Origin of the sequence: Photorhabdus sp. P32 (assembly GCF_038085095.1) — a bacterium.
In the GTDB taxonomy this organism is placed as follows: domain Bacteria; phylum Pseudomonadota; class Gammaproteobacteria; order Enterobacterales; family Enterobacteriaceae; genus Photorhabdus; species Photorhabdus luminescens.
Genome location: NZ_JAZGJN010000290.1, coordinates 16803 through 36953 on the forward strand (window position 1 = coordinate 16803; position 20151 = coordinate 36953).

General features: G+C 40.4%; 19 protein-coding genes and 1 tRNA gene. 10 read left to right on the forward strand and 10 right to left on the reverse strand.

Annotated elements, in window-relative coordinates:
* Positions 1-51: 51 nt before the first annotated feature.
* Together pgk and epd are read right to left on the reverse strand one after the other, a co-directional pair.
* Positions 52-1215 (reverse strand): phosphoglycerate kinase, encoded by a 1164-nt coding sequence (pgk, locus tag V2H77_RS20045; RefSeq protein ID WP_341500224.1) that lies wholly within the window; start codon positions 1213-1215, stop codon positions 52-54.
* A gap of 82 nt (positions 1216-1297) precedes the next feature.
* Positions 1298-2317, reverse strand: coding sequence for an erythrose-4-phosphate dehydrogenase (gene epd, locus V2H77_RS20050; protein ID WP_341500225.1), 1020 nt, complete (start codon positions 2315-2317; stop codon positions 1298-1300).
* 371 nt (positions 2318-2688) lie between these two features.
* Here epd and V2H77_RS20055 point away from each other — a divergent pair, with 371 nt between their 5' ends.
* Together V2H77_RS20055 and V2H77_RS20060 are read left to right on the forward strand one after the other, a co-directional pair.
* On the forward strand, positions 2689-3162 hold the full coding sequence (locus tag V2H77_RS20055; protein ID WP_265377938.1) for a MarR family winged helix-turn-helix transcriptional regulator: 474 nt from the start codon (positions 2689-2691) through the stop codon (positions 3160-3162).
* A gap of 209 nt (positions 3163-3371) precedes the next feature.
* Positions 3372-3743 (forward strand): antibiotic biosynthesis monooxygenase family protein, encoded by a 372-nt coding sequence (locus tag V2H77_RS20060; protein WP_036808094.1) that lies wholly within the window; start codon positions 3372-3374, stop codon positions 3741-3743.
* Between the two features lie 105 nt (positions 3744-3848).
* Here the strand turns inward: V2H77_RS20060 and tkt are convergent, their stop codons facing one another.
* Complete coding sequence (gene tkt, locus V2H77_RS20065) at positions 3849-5843, reverse strand: transketolase (protein WP_341500226.1); 1995 nt, start codon at positions 5841-5843, stop codon at positions 3849-3851.
* Between the two features lie 769 nt (positions 5844-6612).
* Here tkt and V2H77_RS20070 point away from each other — a divergent pair.
* The 4 genes from V2H77_RS20070 (at position 6613) to V2H77_RS20085 (ending at position 9598) form a co-directional block, all read left to right on the forward strand.
* Positions 6613-7302 carry a PAS domain-containing protein gene (locus tag V2H77_RS20070; protein WP_341500227.1) on the forward strand — a complete coding sequence of 230 codons (690 nt, stop codon included), beginning with the start codon at positions 6613-6615 and terminating at the stop codon, positions 7300-7302.
* 60 nt (positions 7303-7362) lie between these two features.
* Complete coding sequence (locus V2H77_RS20075) at positions 7363-8046, forward strand: helix-turn-helix transcriptional regulator (protein WP_341500228.1); 684 nt, start codon at positions 7363-7365, stop codon at positions 8044-8046.
* Between the two features lie 17 nt (positions 8047-8063).
* Positions 8064-8732: a helix-turn-helix transcriptional regulator gene (locus V2H77_RS20080; RefSeq protein ID WP_341500229.1), complete on the forward strand. Its 669-nt coding sequence runs from the start codon at positions 8064-8066 to the stop codon at positions 8730-8732.
* A 599-nt stretch (positions 8733-9331) separates the two neighbouring features.
* Positions 9332-9598 carry a helix-turn-helix domain-containing protein gene (locus V2H77_RS20085; RefSeq protein WP_088373513.1) on the forward strand — a complete coding sequence of 89 codons (267 nt, stop codon included), beginning with the start codon at positions 9332-9334 and terminating at the stop codon, positions 9596-9598.
* 245 nt (positions 9599-9843) lie between these two features.
* Here V2H77_RS20085 and V2H77_RS20090 read toward each other — a convergent pair.
* Positions 9844-9920 (reverse strand) — tRNA-Asp (locus V2H77_RS20090).
* A 129-nt stretch (positions 9921-10049) separates the two neighbouring features.
* Entirely contained in the window at positions 10050-10796 is a 747-nt protein-coding gene (gene dnaQ, locus V2H77_RS20095; protein WP_088373514.1) for a DNA polymerase III subunit epsilon, read from the reverse strand.
* A 57-nt stretch (positions 10797-10853) separates the two neighbouring features.
* On the opposite strand from dnaQ, the gene rnhA reads away from it, so the two are divergent.
* Positions 10854-11324 carry a ribonuclease HI gene (gene rnhA / locus V2H77_RS20100; RefSeq protein WP_341500314.1) on the forward strand — a complete coding sequence of 157 codons (471 nt, stop codon included), beginning with the start codon at positions 10854-10856 and terminating at the stop codon, positions 11322-11324.
* Here the strand turns inward: rnhA and V2H77_RS20105 are convergent.
* Positions 11321-12037, reverse strand: a complete 717-nt coding sequence (locus tag V2H77_RS20105; protein WP_341500230.1) for a class I SAM-dependent methyltransferase — start codon at positions 12035-12037, stop codon at positions 11321-11323. The two genes, rnhA and V2H77_RS20105, sit on opposite strands and share 4 nt — an antisense overlap.
* A 42-nt stretch (positions 12038-12079) precedes the next feature.
* On the opposite strand from V2H77_RS20105, the gene gloB reads away from it, so the two are divergent.
* The 3 genes from gloB (at position 12080) to V2H77_RS20120 (ending at position 15791) form a co-directional block, all read left to right on the forward strand.
* Positions 12080-12832, forward strand: coding sequence for a hydroxyacylglutathione hydrolase (gene gloB / locus V2H77_RS20110; protein WP_341500231.1), 753 nt, complete (start codon positions 12080-12082; stop codon positions 12830-12832).
* 71 nt (positions 12833-12903) lie between these two features.
* The gene (mltD, locus tag V2H77_RS20115) at positions 12904-14268 is read left to right on the forward strand and encodes a murein transglycosylase D (protein WP_341500232.1); all 1365 of its coding nucleotides are present in this window, start codon (positions 12904-12906) and stop codon (positions 14266-14268) included.
* Between the two features lie 587 nt (positions 14269-14855).
* A complete protein-coding gene (locus tag V2H77_RS20120; protein ID WP_341500233.1) occupies positions 14856-15791 on the forward strand; it encodes a 2OG-Fe(II) oxygenase family protein in 936 nt (311 codons plus the stop codon).
* 110 nt (positions 15792-15901) lie between these two features.
* Here V2H77_RS20120 and V2H77_RS20125 read toward each other — a convergent pair whose 3' ends face one another.
* The 4 genes from V2H77_RS20125 to V2H77_RS20140 form a co-directional block, all read right to left on the reverse strand.
* A complete protein-coding gene (locus tag V2H77_RS20125) occupies positions 15902-16123 on the reverse strand; it encodes an AbrB/MazE/SpoVT family DNA-binding domain-containing protein (RefSeq protein WP_341500234.1) in 222 nt (73 codons plus the stop codon).
* Between the two features lie 277 nt (positions 16124-16400).
* Positions 16401-17582, reverse strand: a complete 1182-nt coding sequence (locus V2H77_RS20130) for an MFS transporter (protein ID WP_341500235.1) — start codon at positions 17580-17582, stop codon at positions 16401-16403.
* Positions 17583-17622: 40 nt separating this feature from the next.
* Positions 17623-17883, reverse strand: a complete 261-nt coding sequence (locus tag V2H77_RS20135; RefSeq protein ID WP_341500236.1) for a hypothetical protein — start codon at positions 17881-17883, stop codon at positions 17623-17625.
* Between the two features lie 882 nt (positions 17884-18765).
* Positions 18766-20151, reverse strand: a complete 1386-nt coding sequence (locus tag V2H77_RS20140) for an SLC13 family permease (protein WP_341500237.1) — start codon at positions 20149-20151, stop codon at positions 18766-18768.

Sequence of the window (20151 nt, forward strand, 5' to 3'; positions counted from 1 at the left end):
CCTGTTGAGAACGGGCAACCAGCCAACCGGCCGTTACCCGTCATGACTTAATTACTGTTTTGCACGTTCTTCCAACATCACAACCGCAGGCAGTTTTTTTCCTTCCACGAACTCGAGGAAAGCGCCGCCACCCGTAGAAATATAAGAAATTTTGTCAGCAATACCGAACAGGTCGATCGCTGCCAATGTATCGCCGCCGCCAGCGATAGAGAAGGCATCACTATCAGCAATGGCACGTGCGACAATTTCAGTTCCTTGACGGAAATTAGGGAATTCAAATACACCAACCGGGCCATTCCACAGAATCGTTTTGGCGTTTTTCAGGATATCAGCCAGACGTTGAGCAGATTCATCCCCCAGATCAAGGATCTGTTCATCATCTTTAATATCGCTGGTAGATTTCAACGTTGCTTCGGCCGTTTCAGAAAATTCTGTCGCCACACGAACATCGGTCGGCACCGGAATATCACAGCTTATCAGCAATTTTTTCGCTTCCGGGATCAAATCATCTTCATAGAGAGAACGACCGACATTGTGGCCTTCCGCAGCAACAAACGTATTCGCGATACCACCGCCAACAATCAGTTGGTCGGCAATCTTAGACAGCGTATCCAGAACGGTCAGCTTGGTTGAAACTTTAGAACCCCCGACGATTGCCACCATTGGGCGAGCCGGATTACCCAACGCTTTACCTAATGCCTCTAATTCTGCGGACAGCAAAGGACCGGCACAAGCAACAGGAGCAAACTTAGCCACGCCGTGAGTAGAAGCCTGAGCGCGATGAGCAGTACCGAATGCATCCATGACATAAATGTCACACAAGGAAGCATATTTTTTAGCCAAGGTTTCGTCGTCTTTCTTCTCACCTTTATTAAAGCGAACGTTCTCCAGCACAACCAGCTCACCTTCCGCGACATCAACCCCTTCCAGATACTCTTTTTCCAGTCGAACAGGGGAAGATAATTTCTCTTTTAGATAGTCTACTACTGGTTTCAGCGAGAATTCTTCATTGTATTCGCCTTCAGTAGGACGGCCAAGGTGAGAAGTGATCATCACTTTAGCACCCTGCTTTAATACTGCTTCAATGGTCGGCAAGGAAGCACGGATACGCGCATCAGAGGTGACTTTGCCATCTTTTACCGGAACGTTCAGGTCAGCGCGGATCAAAACACGCTTACCCGCCAGATCTAAATCGGTCATCTTAATTACAGACATGGTGAATCCTCTCATTGATTCTCTAAATTATTTAATCTTGCGCCGTGTGCGGATCTATTATGGACCGTCTATCAACAACAGATCATTTGAAACCCGTAGCAGCCATTGCTAACGTTGTATCTAACATTCGGTTAGCAAATCCCCACTCATTATCACACCAGACTAATGTCTTAATCAGATGTTTCCCACTGACTCGCGTTTGTGTGCCATCAACAATCGCACTGTGGGGATCGTGGTTAAAATCCGTTGAGACTAACGGCAATTCGGTATAATCAACTATACCACGAAATGAAGTAGCTGCTGATTTTTGCATTAATTCGTTGATTTTTTTAACAGTTACTGAAGATTTTACCGTAACGCTCAAATCGATAGCCGTAACGTTAATCGTTGGCACACGCACGGAGATAGCTTCAAAACGGTCACAGAACTTTGGAAAAATCCGGGTTATCCCTGCGGCCAACTTGGTATCCACCGGAATAATAGACTGACTGGCAGCCCGAGTACGCCGTAAATCTTTATGATAAGCATCAATGACCGGTTGGTCATTCATTGAGGCATGAATGGTTGTCACTGTGCCAGATTCAATTTCAAACTCATCATCCAATAATTTAATGATGGGAATAATGCAATTAGTGGTACAGGAAGCGTTGGACACTATACGATCCTCTGCTGTCAGTAAGTGTTGATTCACACCATAAACCACCGTCGCATCTAAATCATTGCCCCCCGGATGAGCAAACAGCACTTTTTTGGCGCCGCTGGCAAGATGCGCCTCGCCATCGGCTCTGCTGCCATAAATCCCACTGCAATCAAGAACAATATCAATTCCCAATTCTTGCCAAGGCAACATCGATATATCGGGTTGATGAAACAAGCGAATATTATCATCGCCAACCTGCAACACATCATTATTCAGACGCACATCCCAGGCAAAACGGCCATGACTAGAGTCATATTTCAGCAAGTGAGCAATTCCTTCGGCATCTGCCAGCTCATTAACAGCAATAATCGAAATTTCAGCCCGGCGCCCAGATTCATAAAGAGCACGTAAAATACTACGCCCTATTCTGCCAAAACCGTTTATTGCTACCTTGATTGTCATGTTACTCCCTGAATATAGTTATTACCACGCAACCGCTTAGAATAACTGACTAAATCACCGATGTACTGATTGCTTATCACAAAATTATTAAAACCGTGCACAGAAAACCGCTTTAGATAATAAAATGAAACGATTCAGCTACAAATAATGAGATTACGGGAAAAGGAGATTGATAGCAATAGTCGTTGGATATTAAAGACTGTTGTTCATATTCGTCGAACGTAAGCAAGCAGAAAGAAACAATCCCACCGTTATTTACTCACATCTGCGACATTGATCATCAATATCATTTGCTGAAATATTGACATTCAATTTCAATAAATGGAAACTGGTTGTCGTTTTTTGAGGTACTAAGGAAAAGGAAGTAAATCGTGTCAACCGAGAAAACTTCGGCGTTTGAGGTATTCACTGAGATCACATTGGCGGTATTTCGGCTCAACGCCCTACTGCTCTCTAAAGGGGATCAACTCGTCGCCCCGTTGGGAATCACGAGTGCAAGATGGCAAGTACTGGGTGCGATTGCGCACGCGCCACATCCACTTACCGCGCCTCAGATCGCCGCCGCAATGGGTATCACACGTCAAGGCGTGCAAAAACAATTGAATCTCGGGCTGAGCTCAGGGATGGTGAAAACCATCACTAATCCTCGGCATGAACGCTCACCACTCTATCAACTGACCGAGCTTGGTTGGCGTACTTTTGATGCGGCGATATCGCTGGAAGCTGAATGGGTCGACTCACTGGTGAAATCCTCTGATCCTAACGAGCTAAAAGTGACATTAAATACCTTAATCAGTTTGGAGACGAAGCTGGAAGAGTCACCAGTGCCAAATAGCACGACATAGCGCTACGGATTCGTTTGTTAGTAATGACAAAGAATTACCAAACAGTTAAATGAGATACAACGTGGAAACAGCATATAATTGGTGGAACGCATTTGTTGCTACGTTGACATTGTCTCTACGTTGACATATTGCCGTCAAAAGCCGCGTAAATCGCGCGACTCGCTTCGGTAGGATAGCAATACAAACATAAAATTTTCAGGAGAATAGAAATGGTCAAGCTAGAAGAAATGGACACCCACGTAACCCTGCGGGAACAGTTATTTTCGAACACCGATGGCTCCATCGTACTGGTGAACATATTTCATGTTGATCCCTCAATGGCTGACACCCTGATAGAGACTTGGAAAGAAGATGCAGAATATTTCCGGTCTAAGGTCGGTCTGATTTCCGCACAATTACATCGCGGAATCGCTGGTAGCGGCACATTTATGAACTATGCCGTTTGGGAGAGTCTGGAACATTTTCGCGCTGCGTTCACGAATCCTGAATTCAAGGAAAAACTCGCCAAGTATCCTGATGGGATTGTCGGTTCGCCTCATGTATTCCAAAAAGTAGCCGTCCCTGGAATTTGCGTGGCATAAGCTGAGGAAAACTGTCACGATCCCTCTTCGATAACAACATCGTGCAGAAAAAGAGCGCACCCGCTCAATGTTTACCTCAGGTGCGCTCATTTATGAATTAGCTCATTATTTCAGCAGAGATTTAGCCTTAGCGACCACATTCTCTACAGTGAAACCAAACGCTTTAAACAGTTGATCAGCCGGTGCTGATTCACCAAATGTATCCATACCAACGATAGCGCCATTCATACCGACATATTTAAACCAGTAATCGGCGATACTCGCTTCGATTGCAACACGTGCAGAAACCGCAGCAGGTAGAACCGCTTCTCGGTATGCAGCATCCTGCTTATCAAAAGCATCAGTAGACGGCATGGAGACGACGCGCACTTGACGACCTTCCTCAGTCAATTGGTGGTAAGCGCTCACCGCCAACTCAATTTCTGAACCGGTTGCGATCAGAATCAGCTCTGGCTGTCCCTGACAATCTTTCAGGATGTAAGCCCCTTTCTCAATATTAGCCAATTGCTCGGCAGTACGTTCTTGCTGTGCCAGATTCTGGCGAGAGAAAATCAGCGCTGATGGACCAGTTTTACGTTCGATAGCATATTTCCACGCCACCGCAGATTCCACCTGGTCACATGGGCGCCATGTGCTCAGATTTGGCGTCACACGCAAACTGGCAAGCTGTTCGACTGGCTGATGAGTCGGACCATCTTCACCCAAACCGATTGAGTCATGGGTGTAAACAAAGATGCTGCGAATCTTCATCAATGCCGCCATACGCACTGCGTTACGGGCATATTCAACGAACATCAGGAAAGTTGCGCCATAAGGCACAAAACCACCATGTAGAGCGATACCGTTCATAATGGCTGACATGCCAAACTCACGAACGCCGTAATGGATGTAGTTACCGGCCTGATCTTCGTTCAATGGCTTAGAACCTGACCACATCGTGAGGTTACTTGGCGCCAAATCAGCAGATCCTCCCATAAATTCAGGCAACACCTTGCCAAAAGCTTCCAAAGCATTCTGGGATGCTTTACGGCTGGCAATATTGGCTGGATTTTTTTGCAACTGTTCGATAAATGCTTTTGATTCAGCTTCCCAGTTCGCCGGCAACTCACCACCGGTACGACGTTTGAATTCAGCAGCTAATTCAGGATACGCTTTTTCATAGGCGGCGAATTTTTCATTCCAAGCGGCTTGTTTCGCATTGCCAGCTTCTTTTGCATCCCACTCAGAATAGATGTCCGCTGGAATTTCAAATGCCGGATAATTCCAATCCAGTGCTTCGCGAGTCGCAGCAATTTCCGCATCACCCAATGGCGCGCCATGAGAATCATGGGTACCCGCTTTGGTCGGCGCGCCGAAACCGATAATCGTTTTGCACATTAGCAGAGAAGGTTTATCCGCAACTTTACGTGCTTCTTCAATGGCAGCTTTGACCGAAGCTGCATTATGGCCATCGACACCGCGAATCACATGCCAGCCATAAGCTTCAAAACGGCTTGCCGTATCATCGGTAAACCAGCCTTCAACATGACCATCAATGGAGATGCCATTGTCATCATAGAAAGCAACCAACTTGCCTAGCTTTAAAGTACCCGCCAGAGAGCAAACTTCATGAGAAATGCCCTCCATCATGCAACCATCACCCATAAAGACATAAGTATTATGGTCAACGATCTCATGACCAGGACGGTTAAATTGCGCGGCCAGAGTACGTTCAGCAATCGCAAAACCTACTGCGTTGGCGATCCCCTGCCCTAAAGGACCGGTCGTAGTTTCTACGCCTGGAGTATAACCATACTCAGGATGGCCTGGGGTTTTAGAGTGTAATTGACGGAAATTTTTCAGATCATCAACTGAAACATCATAACCGGTGAGATGCAACAGGCTATAAATCAGCATAGAACCATGACCGTTAGACAACACAAAGCGGTCACGATCGACCCAATGTGGATCAGTTGGGTTATGATTCAAATAATCACGCCATAAAACTTCAGCGATATCAGCCATTCCCATAGGCGCGCCAGGGTGCCCTGATTTTGCTTTCTGCACAGCATCCATGCTCAGGAAGCGAATAGCATTAGCAAGGGTTTTACGAGTGGTCATTTTCTACTCCAAGTGGGATAAAAACGTTTAGGGGGATAATTTTCTCAGCACAGCGCACAAACCGCAATCTTTAACGCCAAATACCAGAAAACTATCTTAATTTCATCTGAACGACAATTCTTTGATTTGCCTTATGTCTCTATATAAATTTCAGCCTCATCAGAGTAATAAAACAAACTCATTGAGCATATAAAGGGGTAAATGAATTAAACACAGCTATATCCGTCATCTTTCAAGTTGCCTCTTTGTTGGCTGCACTCACTCACCTCAGTCACAGAGTTATCTATGCTCCCGGGGATTCGCTCCTTTGACCGTCGCGATGTATCTTGAAATCCATTGGGTATATTAGTTACAAATCAAGCGATAAAATAACCCATTAAACAGAGACATATTCTCAATTTATGACCATTTTCAGCAACTAAATTGAGTGTTTATATTGATCCTAATTATATGCTAATAATCTCTTAATAATTTGATGTATCAACAGTGAATATATAGAAAAAACACCAATCAAAAACCAATGTTATTTCGACATCAATAACCCAATAAATAATTTAAAGAGAAATAATATTTACAGTTATATTTTCTTATATTATGATATTTTTACCCAAAATAATAAGCCATTTGATTAACAAACATAGATAAAATAAAAAAATATTATTTTTTGGCGAATTAATTATTGCAATCCATTATATAATCAGGTTATTTTAAATAGAACATATAAAATAGACACGCAGATGACTACTTAATTAACAACTAGGGCATTTTCATGTCAAATATCAAAAACGAACCAAATAATATCACTCCACAATTAATTCACATGTGGGAAAAAAGTAATGAACCTTGGGGCGCAAAAGATCGCCAATCAAGATTTATATATGCAAATCCTGCTTTTTACCAACTGCTCAATCTGCCCGAAGATTTCGAAATTATGGGGCTTTCAACAGGGGAATTGCCTTCATCTATTGCAGAGTATACAGAAGAATATTGTCGCCAAGACCAAAAAGTGATGCAAACCATGAATACAGTCACTTCACTTGAGACTCATCTATTTGGTGAAAATAAAATCAAGCAAACCTATCGCTGTAGTAAATACCCACTTTGTGATGAAAATGGGAACTGCATCGGCATTACTTTTCATATGTCCAAAGCTCAAAATTTTTCTATTGCTTACTATCATGAAAAAGTATCTCCAGCCGCTTTGGAATTTACCCCCCCTAATGACATTCTGACCCAAACTGAATGGGAAGTTCTTTTTTTAGCTCTTCGCTCACTGGACGAAGAAAGTATCAGCGAAGAATTAATGATAAGTACAGAAGATGCTATTCATCATATTCAGTCAATTTACCAAAAATTTAATCTACCGCTGCATATAGAATTAGAAGACTTCTGCAAAGCAAATAAGTTTGATCTATATATCCCAGAAAGGTTCGTCGCTATTGGCAGCCAAAGTTTATAAATTCCCATTAATTCAAATCTAAGACCCAGATATTTTTCCAATAACAATAGGAATTATGTTATGAGCTATAAAAAATTAACCGTATCGCCTCAAATTATTAATCTCATGGAAAGCAGTCATGAACCCTGGGGCATAAAAGATCAACATTCTCGTTTTGTCTATGAAAACAAAGCAATGGCTATGTTGCGCGATCTTCCCCGTGGTTTTAATGTAGAAGGACGTCTAGACAATGATCTGCCTTGGGAAGGCGCCGCTTTTGCAGAACAATTTCAGATCCATGACAGAGCGGTAATGCAAGCAGAACAAAGAATATGCTCATTAGAAACCCATTTATATGGTAAAGAAAAATTACTTTCTTCTTACTTCTTCGAAAAATTTCCATTTTATAATGAGAATAATCAATGTGTCGGCGTCATTTTCCATGCCTGGAAAGCCGAAGCCTATTCTCTGACACGCTTCTTTTATGGTAAGCTCCCGGCTTCTATCATGTTCCAGCCCCCTTCTGAGCTATTTACTCAACGGGAATGGGATGTCATTTTTCTATTTTTACAGAGATACACTAGTAAACAGATCGGGCGAATGCTGAATATTTCTTATCGCACGGTAGAAACGCATATGCTACGGATATACAAGAAAATTGGTATTAATTCTGGTCAGCAATTAGATGAATATTGCCGCCTTAATGATTTTGATCTCTATGTTCCTGAGAGATTTTTAAAACCCGGCAGTAAAATGTTTATATAATGTGGTAAATAAAACAGATGAAAACAACGAATAATATATCAGCGCAGATAATAAACACCATAAAACATAGCCATGACCCCTGGGGTATTAAAGATAAAAGCACTCGCTTTATTTATGAGAATACCGCAATGGTTATGCTACAAGATATCCCGCTTGACTTGAACGTCGAAGGACGTTTCGATTGTGAATTACCCTGGGAAGGGGCCATCTTTGAAGAGCAATTCCAACGGCATGACAGAACAGTCATGCGTTTAGAAAAAAGTATATGCTCGTTAGAAACACATCGATTTGGCAAAGAAAAACGCCTTTGTTCCTATTTCTTCGAGAAATACCCATTTTATAGTGAAGATAATGAATGTATTGGCATTATTTTTCATGGACGGAAATCAGAAGCGCTTTCTTTAAAGGAATTTTTCAATGGAAAATTGCCGCCTTCCATTATGTTTTGCTCTCCCTCAGAACAATTTTCTCAACAAGAATGGGAAATTATTTTCCTATTTCTGGCAAAACATAGCAGAAAGGAAATCAGTGAGAGACTTAATATTCCTTATCAATCGGTCAAAGACCAGATAGAAAAAACATATCAGAAACTAAAAGTGAACTCTGATTCTCAATTTGAGGAGTATTGTCGTATAAATAACTTTCACCTTTATATCCCAGAGAGATTTTTATTCCCGTATTTATAAATCTGAACTTTAGATTCAAGTTATTATAAAGGCAAAAATATTATAAAAGCCAAATATGAACCTATTAAACTGGTTATACCACGACTCAACTAGATTATATACCCTATGGATTTTAAGATGCATCGCGACGGCAAGGGAGATAATCACCGGTCACATAGCTAACTATGTGACCGGGGTGAGCGAGTGCAGGCAACTTGAAAGATAACGGGTACATTATGAAATAAAATCCCAAAGTCGTAGCTTGCAAAAGATAATGAATTTCTCTGCATTATATGTAAATGTAATATTCATCACCGTTAATAAATTGTCTAAAAAATAGCAAAAAAGTACTCATAAGGAACTATTAGTTATTTAAGCTATTAAGATAAGAATATTTTTCACGGATAATAATAATGCTCTTTACATTCAGAAAAAACACTTCCAATATATATGGAATACTCTGTTATAAAACAATCGATAATATTATTCAGTATTCTTTCCGATAGCCCATTCAATTAACCTTGATCGATAATCTGCACCTAATTACTACCAAACAGCAAAACATTGATAATTTATCTATTATCAATGTTTTTCTCACAATTAAAACCTGGAGATTATTTATGGATATTCACGACTGGCATCCGGCAGATATTATTGCAGCACTGAGAAAACAAGGAACAAATCTTTCGGCCGTTTCTCGCAAAGCCGGCTTAGCATCATCGACGCTGAGTAATGCATTACATCGTCCGTGGCCAAAGGGAGAAGCATTAATCGCCACTGAATTAGGTTTACATCCATCGGATATTTGGCCATCACGCTATAAACCTGGCAAAGAAAATAAATTTCTAATAAGGGTTGAGGAAACAAGCAGTATAGAAAGCTGGTAGTCTCTCTATGTCTTATTTCAATGCAATTTCATTACCATTTATATTGTCTATCGAGAGATTACTACATGATACATACCCAATGGATTTCAAGATGCATCGCGACGGCAAGGGAGCGAATCCGCGGGAGCATAGATAACTCTGTGACCGGGGTGAGTGAGTGCAGCCAACAAAGAGGCAACTTGAAAGATAACGGGTATAAGTATAAACAAAAAGCCCCGGGCAACTACCCAGGGCTTCAGAATCTTTGGCGGTGCGGACGGGACTCGAACCCGCGACCCCCGGCGTGACAGGCCGGTATTCTAACCGACTGAACTACCGCACCGCGCAGCGTTCTGGTTGAGAACGAGGTGAATATTACGAATCCAAGATCATTCCGTCAATATCTTTTATAACAAAGTGACGCGTTTGATCAACTTTTCACCCCGAAAGGTGATTTATCCGCAATTTTATGTTAACTCTGTCCAGAACTTATACGCCATAAACAGCTCCCGCCTTTCTTCTCAACTAAATCCAATCTAGATTCGTGAGCGGCGAGCTCTTCATCCGTTGCATAAACAACTTTTAATGCCGTTTGAGGCCGGGTAATACGCTGTATTTCAGAAACATTCGCACCGCCAGCAATTTCCCCTTCCATTGAAAAAGTAAGAGAAGTCTGACCGCCGGTCATTATCAAATAGACATCAGCCAATATCTCGGCATCAAGTAACGCCCCATGTAAGGTTCGTTTAGAGTTGTCTATATCATAACGATCACATAACGCATCAAGGTTATTTCTTTTCCCCGGAAACAACCCTCTCGCAAGTTGTAAGCTATCAGTAATCTTGCAAAAATCCGCAGTTGGCGAAATATCACGATTCAGCTTGCCAAACTCATAATCGATAAAGCCGATATCGAAGGGAGCGTTATGGATGATCAATTCAGCGCCGCGAATAAATTCAATAAACTCATCTGCAATATCAGCAAACAGCGGTTTATCCTGCAAAAATTCATCACTGATCCCATGCACTTCAAATGCTTCCGGATCGACCAATCTATCCGGCTGAATATAGACATGAAAATGGCGTCCAGTTAAACGACGGTTAATAACCTCCACAGCCCCAATTTCAATAATTTTGTGCCCTTCATAGTGAACACCTAATTTATTCATACCGGTAGTTTCGGTATCAAGAACAACTTGTCGTGTAATTGCCGTGCTCATAATGCCTTTTTATGTCAGACTTAGGGTTTTGAATTGAATAAGAAGAGTCTACCAGATATGAGCAAGCAGGTAGAAATTTTCACCGATGGATCTTGTCTCGGCAATCCGGGGCCAGGAGGTTACGGTGTGTTATTACGTTATCAACAACACGAAAAAACCCTTAGCGAAGGTTTTTATCGTACAACAAACAACAGAATGGAGCTCATGGCAGCAATTATTGGCCTGGAAACGCTAACTCGCCCTTGCAAAATTGTCTTGACCACCGACAGCCAGTATGTACGTCAAGGCATTACACAATGGATACATAACTGGAAAAAACGCGGCTGGCGTAAAGCAGATAAATCTCCTGTCAGTAATGTCGATTTATGGCAACGGCTTGATCAAGCCATTAACCGCCATGACATTGATTGGCAATGGGTCAAAGGCCACGCCGGACATGATGAAAATGAACGTTGTGATGAATTGGCCCGCGCCGCAGCAAACTTACCAACAGAAACCGACGCTGGATATCTTGAAAATAGAGATTAACCGCGCTTTCGGTAACATTTTGTTACACCAACGGCACTGCCCAATTTAGGTTTTAATAATGTCACTTTTATCTGGTTTAATGTTAATGGCAGTGTACGTTTGCGAGCAATAATCAGACTGACGCAACCTAATACAGACAAGTGCCGATTAACAAAACCCGTTTCATTTCGCCAAGGCAATATTTGAAAACTGTCACGGTACACCACTTCATAATTAAGCAAACTCAACCAATCAAGTTGGCGCATCAGAGAAAACATCCGGCTGCAATAGGGTTGATGACGCCATAATCCCGGTACTAATTTTCCCAAACCAAGCAGACTTAATGAATTAAAACCACTAATAATGAGCCAACCATCATCAATCATCACCCGGTCAACTTCCCGCAAAAGACGATGGGGATCAGCGCTGTAAGCCAGCATATGACTTAGCAAACAAGCATCGACGGACTTTTCTTCAAACGGTAAATGGTAAGGATCAGTAATCACATGCATATTCTTGCCTTCCTTACCCACATTAATTTGATTAAAAATCGGACACTCCTTGCTATCAATTTCAGCGCTCAAATTACCGACTTTCAACAGATGGAAACCAAATATTTTCGGCCACCAGGGTTGTAATTGACGCTCCAAAGCGGCACGGTAATACTCCCCCCAAGGTAAATCAGCCCAAGAAGCCGGGGGATTTATGTTCTGTATTGTATGTGCAGATTTCATGGCTTCTTTTCCTTATAACCCGCTGTTAATAAGAGGTATACAATGGAGCTTATCAGCATTCCTGCCCTTTCGGATAATTACATTTGGTTACTTTGTGACGAAAATAGACATGTTGTAATCGTTGATCCGACAGAATCACAACCTGTTCTTGATACCTTAAAATCCCGCGGCTGGATACCCGATGCAATTTTACTTACCCATCATCATCACGATCATGTTGGCGGCGTTCCTGGAATTATTGATCGATTCCCTGAGCTACCAGTATACGGCCCAAAAGAAACCCAGAGCAAAGGTGCGACGATGATAGTACGTGGCGGCGATAACATCCATTTCGGTCATTTTTCTTTCCAGATCATCGACGTTCCAGGCCATACTCTGGGGCATATTGCTTTTTATCAAGCACCTTACCTCTTTTGTGGGGATACTTTGTTCTCTGGTGGTTGCGGGCGCCTATTTGAAGGAACCGCTGAGCAGATGTACGCATCTCTAAGCAAAATAGCTGAACTGCCCGATGACACACTGATCTGTTGCGCCCATGAATATACCGCTTCTAATATGAAATTCGCTCATGCTGTTTTGCCCAATCATGCTATCAGCGAATATCAGCAAAAAGTAACCAAAATGAGGGAAAACAATCAACCAACAGTACCAACCACATTACAAACCGAGAAAAAAATTAATATTTTCTTAAAATGTGATGATATTGATTTACAAAGGAATATTGGAATTACCCCCAACGCTCAACCGCTTTCCGCCGTTTTCCGTCAACTAAGAAGACAAAAAGATCAATTCTGATTTAGAGAGTTGCTATATCAAGCCAAGATAAGTATTATTGGTCGTCTTTTAAGCAACCATAAAAATTAATTATGAAGACAAAAGCGATTCTGTTCGCATCTGTCTTGCTGGTTGGCTGTCAATCCGGGCCTGATTGGTCGACGACAGCCGGACAACGGGTACAGAATTCGTCTTCAACGAGTCTAAAGACAGGCAAGATAGCAGCAACTGATGATAGCAATCAGTTTGCTGCCTACTGGGGAGAGGGTGATTCTGGCGCTCAGCGTGAGCTGTGGGGATACATCCGTGATGAGTTGAAGATGAAAATCCCTGATAATTACAGGGTTCGTGAACAACGAAATTATTACCTAAAAAACAAGAGCTATCTCCACGATGTAACTTTACGGGCTGAACCGTATATGTACTGGATAGTCAGGCAGATCAAGCAACGCGACATGCCGATGGAACTGGTACTGGTACCCATAGTGGAGAGTGCTTTTAACCCGCATGCTACCTCACGCGCTAAGGCGGCCGGGCTGTGGCAAATTGTCCCGGATACAGGGCGCAATTACGGCCTTACTCAGGATAAATGGTACGACGCACGCCGAGATGTTGCCGCATCAACAACTGCTGCCCTGAATCTGTTACAACGCCTGAATAAAATGTTCAACGGCGACTGGTTATTGACTATTGCTGCTTATAACAGCGGCGAAGGCCGTGTTATGCGCGCAATAAAAGAAAACCAGATAAAAGGTAAGCCAACCGATTTCTGGTCATTATCACTACCACGGGAGACTACGCTCTATGTGCCTAAAGTTCTGGCGCTCAGTGATGTCATCCGCAACAGCGATAAATATGGCATTACGCTGCCAAAATCCAATAACCAGCGAGCACTTGCTCAAGTTGATGTCGGTCAACAAATCACACTGTCTCAAGCCGCAGAACTGGCGGGTATGTCTCTAACTTCAATTAAAGCCTATAACCCTGGCTATAAGCGAGGAATGACATCGCCTAACGGTCCACATTACATCATGCTGCCAAAGGCAAAAGTTGACCAGTTTAAAAACTCGCTGGCAAATAAAACAGTTCTGAGCAATATTCGTCAAGAAGTTGCTAAAAACAACCGCCGATTGAGTAAACAAAGCCAATATAAAGTGCGTTCAGGCGATACATTATCCGCTATTGCAAAGCGGTTTAATATTTCCATCCGCGAATTACAACACATGAATAATCTGAAAACTGCCAGATTATTAAAAATTGGACAAATATTGAGGGTAAATAGTGACAATGCCATTATTTACCGTGTACGCCAAGGCGATTCAATTGCCAGTATTGCTAAACGTCACGGTATCAACATTAAGGATTTAATGAACTGGAACGATGGCATAAAAACAACAGATATAAAACCAGGAATTGAGTTAACGCTTTATATCAATGAATTTTCTGATGAAGCTTAAAAATTTTTCTATTGAGTATTGTTGAAACAAGATAATAGATGGTTCTATCTTAGGGCCATCTATTCATGTTTAGTGGAATCACCCTTAGCTTATTATTTTCGAAATAAAACGAATCGATAAACATCACAAGAGAATAATATAATCACGATAAAATATTAATTACTAGATTTAATTAAAAATATCATTGATGAATTATCACATTTAACAATGAATAATAAAAGCAATAAAACCAACCAAGCAATTTATAAAATATTAATATTAACAATAGATTAAAAAACATGATTCTATTATGCCCCTTCATATCCCCATTATTTCTCATATATAAACCATCAAATTCTTGTAATATTCAAAAAGTCAGCTAGGATAGTTAACTATCAATATCAATTACTTTGCCGAATAGTTACTTAGCGTTTTAACAAATAAACTTGTCAATATAATTACCCAGACTTTAATATAACGAAAAAATATATTAATACACTATAATAAACAATATAAAAATAAGCACCACATATAATATTGGCAATATACATTTCCGAGATACAAAAGAATAAACAAAAGTTCTTTTACCACATCTAAGGACGATCATTATGACAACATCCTCAACAATGCGAACTCCGGTGAAACTACCACCAATGCCATCGGAAAACGAAGTCTCAAAAACATATAAATCAGCAGATATGGCGCGTTCCTATCTAGAGGGAGATAATCTCATTTTTACTGACAACGATGGTTTTGACCGAGCACTCCGAGATGGTTTTTTCCTCCTGAAAGCACCACCATATATGGATTTTGAATATGGCGATCGATTTGCACACCACTTCTTTGAACCCGCCGCAGAAGGTGACCTTCGACCCTATACAGGATTTAAATCATGTACTTTTTCCAATGGTTACGAAGGTTATTTCGATAGAGAACATGATCAATGGGAACAATTTCGCCTCGAACGGGAACACTGGAACCTCATGCCGTCAGAGATCACGACACTAGGTCACCATATGGCACACGTCGGTATATGTGTACTACGCTCTGTGTTAACTTATGTTGGCATTCCTCGTCGTGACTGGGAACTCGTCACCGATGGTGTTTCAGAGGGGCGAGGAAACCAGATGTTATCGTTTAACCACTTCCGCTCAGAGAAAGCCACCCGAGGCTCTAAATTCCATCGGGATTTAGGATGGGTAACCATCCTAAGATCGACTGAACGTGGCCTACTGGCTTACATAAATGATGAGCTTTTGGCTATTGATCCTGTCCCGGGACACCTGATTATTAACTTTGGTAGTTCGATCGAAGTGCTGACAGAAAATTTAATGCCGAATGTTCGGGCTAATGTGCATGGCGTTGCTCGTACCGAACGCAATGGGCAGCGCAATAGAATGTCATATGTCATGTACTTAGTCAGCAGTCTGGCTGGCAATATCTACAAATATGGCCCCAACGGCCCACTCAAAGTTCAATCCGTCGAAGAATTTATTGCCCAAGAGATCGATCGGACATACGGTGATGATAATGACGCTTTGTAGATATTTTCTGCATGATAAATTTGGTGTAATGACGCCTCAGCACCATCGGCCTTAACCAAATCTGCGACAGCAGGTACAGCGCCACACTGCTGTCGATGAAACCGCAAGACTTAGCCCCCGGCATTCGCTTTATCTCTACTGAACTTGAAATCTGCCGGCAACTTACCGCGGAATGTCCGAAGACGCTCCAGCAACACCTCAGATCTAGGCTTCTCACACACCGCGAAGGTACGCGGATCATCCACGGCAATCTCAATATCATCACCTTCACGCAATGCCAGAATTTCAACTAAGCTAGCCGACGGACTGTTACCCCATTTTGCTATTTTCATGATATTACCTCCTTTAAATATACATTTTTACTGTATAGCCATTCTTGCAAAATACAAGCTTAACCAAATGCACCTCGCTCGAATAATGGTATTCAATCTGCAATACCGTGTGACTGCCATAAAAACAATCTTGCCGAAAAAGAAGAGGTCAATGGAGTTTGAGAACCTATATTTACTCGAAAGAATTTAATAATAATTGCTATTGCCGGAATTAAATTTTCTAAAATTGTGTTTTTTATTCACTGGGTTACTACGATAGTAAAAGGATAAAACCGTATCATGACGTGGATTTACGATTTATTAAAATAACCACAATTATGGTTAAAAAAATACCGATAAATGTTGTAAAAAAAACGATGCTTATGGAAAAAAAATAGGATATTGTGGAACCTATCAAAGGGCCAATAAACATGGAAAGACCAACAGAAATTGACGTTAAGCCAAATATTTTAGCCGAGTTATCATTAGTTGCAAATTTCTGCATATAAATGGTAACAATAATATTATTCATAGACGATCCTACTCCTATTATTATCATTGCTAAAAATATAAAAAACAAATTAATTTTATCAGGAGATAAATCGTTAAATTGATTTGTTACTCCTATTAAAAGATACCCCACTCCCCACAAAAAGAATGAAAATAATATAATATTTAAAGATATGTTAATCTTATACTTTCCAAATACTAAACCAATTAAAACACCTGAAACACCTGAAAGGCACACAGCAAAACTATAATGGCTTCCATTTAGTCCCTGTTCCATAAAGCTAAGAGCTATTAAGCTATCTGATAGATAGCCAAAACAAGTTAAAGTAGAAATAACAACAAATGGAAACAATATTTTATTATCTTTCATTATATTGAAGTAATTAATGAGTGATATCTTGTTTTTCTTACGGTTAGCATTAATCAATGGTTCTGAAACAAAAATATATAAGACTGCTGAAATAAAATAAAGCATTGATATTAAAATAAGAGTCTGTTTTATTGAGTAATAGATAAGAATAAAACCTAAAAATAATGGAGCCGCCATTTTGTATATTTGAAATAAAACCTGCCAATAACTAAATTTCTTTTCAAACTGGTTGGTTGATATGTTTTTTAATATTATAAAATTAGAAGGTCCTAGAAATAAACGAAGGATGTTTTTAATAAAAGAATAAAGAATATATATATTAATGTCATCAATGTTGTATTGAAATGTGGTAATAACACCGCAAAGTAACGAAATGATAATAATACATTTTTTTGGTTTTATATTTTCATCTACAAATGACGAAACATAGGGCGTTAAAAATAGTAACGATGCAGCATATGAAATTGTATATAAAGATGAGTATATCGCTCCACCATTCCAATGATATGTGATTAGTGTGAATGATATTATCATCTCCAAATACAAGGTGAAAGAATTTCCTGATGAGGCTAATATTAATTTGCGAAATTCTTTATCCATTATTTTTCTCCAACTAAAATAGACTTAATAAATATAGTACTTACAGTAATTGCATCTTTCTTAGTATTTCCCCCTGAATAATATCCACTGTTAATTTAATGACTGCATCTTTAGTTAAAGTGTCAGTATCAATAATCTTCCAAGTGTCATCATAAAATGTCTGGTATTGATTAAAAACGTGTTTTTGATACTCTATAAAATCATATTTTTCATTTATCTCTAACTTTCCAGATTCACTAGGCTTTAATATTTTTTTCCTTTTTTCAGCAATGCCTGGAGGAACATCAAGATATATAACCATATCCGGCTTTGTATTTATAGATAGAACCGAATCACTTAATTCTGCTAATTCCGTGGATTTAAGTAAGAACCTTGCTAAATATTTATAATACCAACTATCACATATAATATTTGGATGAAAAAATCAAACCATTATCATAATTCAACGCTTCATCATTAGTTAGTGGTCTAAATGCTTGTACAGTTATCATATTCACTTTATCCTCATCTAAGATTTTTTTTAACAAATACACCGGGTTAAAATTTAATCCAGCGTTGTAATACTAACAGTTTTTATTATTTCAGCTATATAATAGTTAATATATTTGTGAATTCCATCACAACTAAAAATATAACCCATTGAAAAAATTGTAAATTATTTGTTATTTTTTGTGATAAAAATTGTATTAAGCTTGGTATGCTTTCCAATAGGTTTATTTGATATAATTATTTGAATTTATTGTTATTATTATTTTGGTCATGTATTCAATGCGGTGATCATCATATAAAATTCTGTCATTTATTAGAGAATTCTTGATGATCAAAGTTGACGTGAAATACCCGTTTTGTCAGCAGACCTCATCTGTGAAAAAACATGGGTATAGCATCAGCGGTAATCATTCCAACAGTATTTGCCTTGATAGCTGATGAATTCCTATAATCTTCAAGCCGGAGCGATAGGTGTCGTTATATTCGGAATGATTTTTGGTGTTGCATTCGGTCCAGCTTTAGCCGGGATAGGATACTGACAGATTTAATAAATTGACAATATTAGATTTTTGGCTGACGCGTTCGGCAAATCTTTCTCTATGAATCTTCGCCCTCTGGCTTTATTTCCCCACCATATATTTGATGGGGATATTGAATAGTTATTATATCCAGAGGGATATGAGTAAATTTTCAGTTACAACCAGAATAACCAAGCAAATAGAGAGATGATCGCAATACAGGCAATATTCAGCACCATACCCACTCTGACCATTTCTGTCTGTTTAATATGACCGGAACTGAAAACAATTGCATTAGGCGGTGTGGCAACCGGCAACATAAAGGCACAGGATGCCCCGAAACCGATAATTAGCGTCAGCGTCATTACCGGCATACCCAATGCTTCCGCAACGGTTGCGAATATTGGTACTAGCAAAGCTGCGCTAGCTGTATTACTGGTAAATTCAGTCAGGAAGATAATAAATGCCGCGACCGCAACAATAATCACAAACCAGTGGCTTGCGCCAAAAGTAGCAGCCATACCATTCGCCATGATTTCACTAGCGCCTGAGTTTTTCAAAATAGCGCTTAAAGTCAAACCACCGCCAAACAGTATCAACACACCCCACTCGGTATTATTTTGAATCTGGGACCAACTCGCCACCCCCGTTATACCAATCAAAATGGCAGCACCGATAGCAATAATGGTATCCAGATCTTTCACACCCCCTAAGGCAGAACTGATAACCGAACTAAAGATCCAGCAAAATACAGTTAATAGGAAGATCAGCATGGTCATCAGACGTTTGCCAGTCCAATCCTGTTTTTCCAGCTTCATGTCGAATTTATGATTCAAATTCGGGCGCAGCATCAGATACATAACACCCATCATCATTGGCATCAAAATAACAACCAGAGGAATACCAAATTTCATCCAATTGAAGAAATCAATACCCAGTTGAGCCGCTGCAATCGCGTTTGGCGGGCTTCCCACCAAAGTACCTAAGCCACCGATACTTGCACTATAAGCCACCCCCAGCAGCACAAATACAAACGTATGACGCTCAGAACGCACATCCAAATTGGACAAAATACCCAATACTAATGGCAACATCATCGCGGCAGTCGCAGTGTTACTTATCCACATGGAAAGGCCAGCCGTCACACCAAACAACAACACCACCGCTACAGACAAACGTCCACGGGCAATCATCAGCAGACGGTTAGCAATCAGTCTGTCCAGTCCTTGGATATGAAGTGCGGTTGCCAGAGCAAAACCACCAAAAAACAGGAAGATGATGGGATTAGCAAAAGATTTCAGCGCGTCTCCCGTATTCATCAATCCCATACCAACTGCCAGCATTGGAATACATAATGCAGTAATTGTGACGTGGATAGCTTCGGTAAGCCACAGCACACCAACAAATACCATTAGGGCTAAACCCGCATTAGCCTTTTCACCAAACGGTAATGTATTAAGTAAAATAAATAGTAATACAACATCAGCAACCAGAATAATTAAGCCTTTTTTATTAGAAAAATTTAGCTTCATGGCTGGTGTTAAAGATTCAGAAGCATCCAT

Bases quoted from the DNA above. Each gene is read 5' to 3' on its own strand.
- dnaQ (WP_088373514.1), bottom strand. From the start codon at position 10,796: ATGAGCACGGCAATTACACGACAAGTTGTTCTTGATACCGAAACTACC.
- V2H77_RS20060 (WP_036808094.1), top strand. From the start codon at position 3,372: ATGGTCAAGCTAGAAGAAATGGACACCCACGTAACCCTGCGGGAACAG.
- V2H77_RS20085 (WP_088373513.1), top strand. From the start codon at position 9,332: ATGGATATTCACGACTGGCATCCGGCAGATATTATTGCAGCACTGAGA.
- V2H77_RS20075 (WP_341500228.1), top strand. From the start codon at position 7,363: ATGAGCTATAAAAAATTAACCGTATCGCCTCAAATTATTAATCTCATG.
- V2H77_RS20140 (WP_341500237.1), bottom strand. From the start codon at position 20,151: ATGGATGCTTCTGAATCTTTAACACCAGCCATGAAGCTAAATTTTTCT.
- V2H77_RS20105 (WP_341500230.1), bottom strand. From the start codon at position 12,037: ATGAAATCTGCACATACAATACAGAACATAAATCCCCCGGCTTCTTGG.
- epd (WP_341500225.1), bottom strand. From the start codon at position 2,317: ATGACAATCAAGGTAGCAATAAACGGTTTTGGCAGAATAGGGCGTAGT.
- gloB (WP_341500231.1), top strand. From the start codon at position 12,080: ATGGAGCTTATCAGCATTCCTGCCCTTTCGGATAATTACATTTGGTTA.
- V2H77_RS20080 (WP_341500229.1), top strand. From the start codon at position 8,064: ATGAAAACAACGAATAATATATCAGCGCAGATAATAAACACCATAAAA.
- V2H77_RS20120 (WP_341500233.1), top strand. From the start codon at position 14,856: ATGACAACATCCTCAACAATGCGAACTCCGGTGAAACTACCACCAATG.
- rnhA (WP_341500314.1), top strand. From the start codon at position 10,854: ATGAGCAAGCAGGTAGAAATTTTCACCGATGGATCTTGTCTCGGCAAT.
- mltD (WP_341500232.1), top strand. From the start codon at position 12,904: ATGAAGACAAAAGCGATTCTGTTCGCATCTGTCTTGCTGGTTGGCTGT.
- V2H77_RS20125 (WP_341500234.1), bottom strand. From the start codon at position 16,123: ATGAAAATAGCAAAATGGGGTAACAGTCCGTCGGCTAGCTTAGTTGAA.
- V2H77_RS20135 (WP_341500236.1), bottom strand. From the start codon at position 17,883: ATGGTTATATATCTTGATGTTCCTCCAGGCATTGCTGAAAAAAGGAAA.
- V2H77_RS20070 (WP_341500227.1), top strand. From the start codon at position 6,613: ATGTCAAATATCAAAAACGAACCAAATAATATCACTCCACAATTAATT.
- pgk (WP_341500224.1), bottom strand. From the start codon at position 1,215: ATGTCTGTAATTAAGATGACCGATTTAGATCTGGCGGGTAAGCGTGTT.
- V2H77_RS20130 (WP_341500235.1), bottom strand. From the start codon at position 17,582: ATGGATAAAGAATTTCGCAAATTAATATTAGCCTCATCAGGAAATTCT.
- tkt (WP_341500226.1), bottom strand. From the start codon at position 5,843: ATGACCACTCGTAAAACCCTTGCTAATGCTATTCGCTTCCTGAGCATG.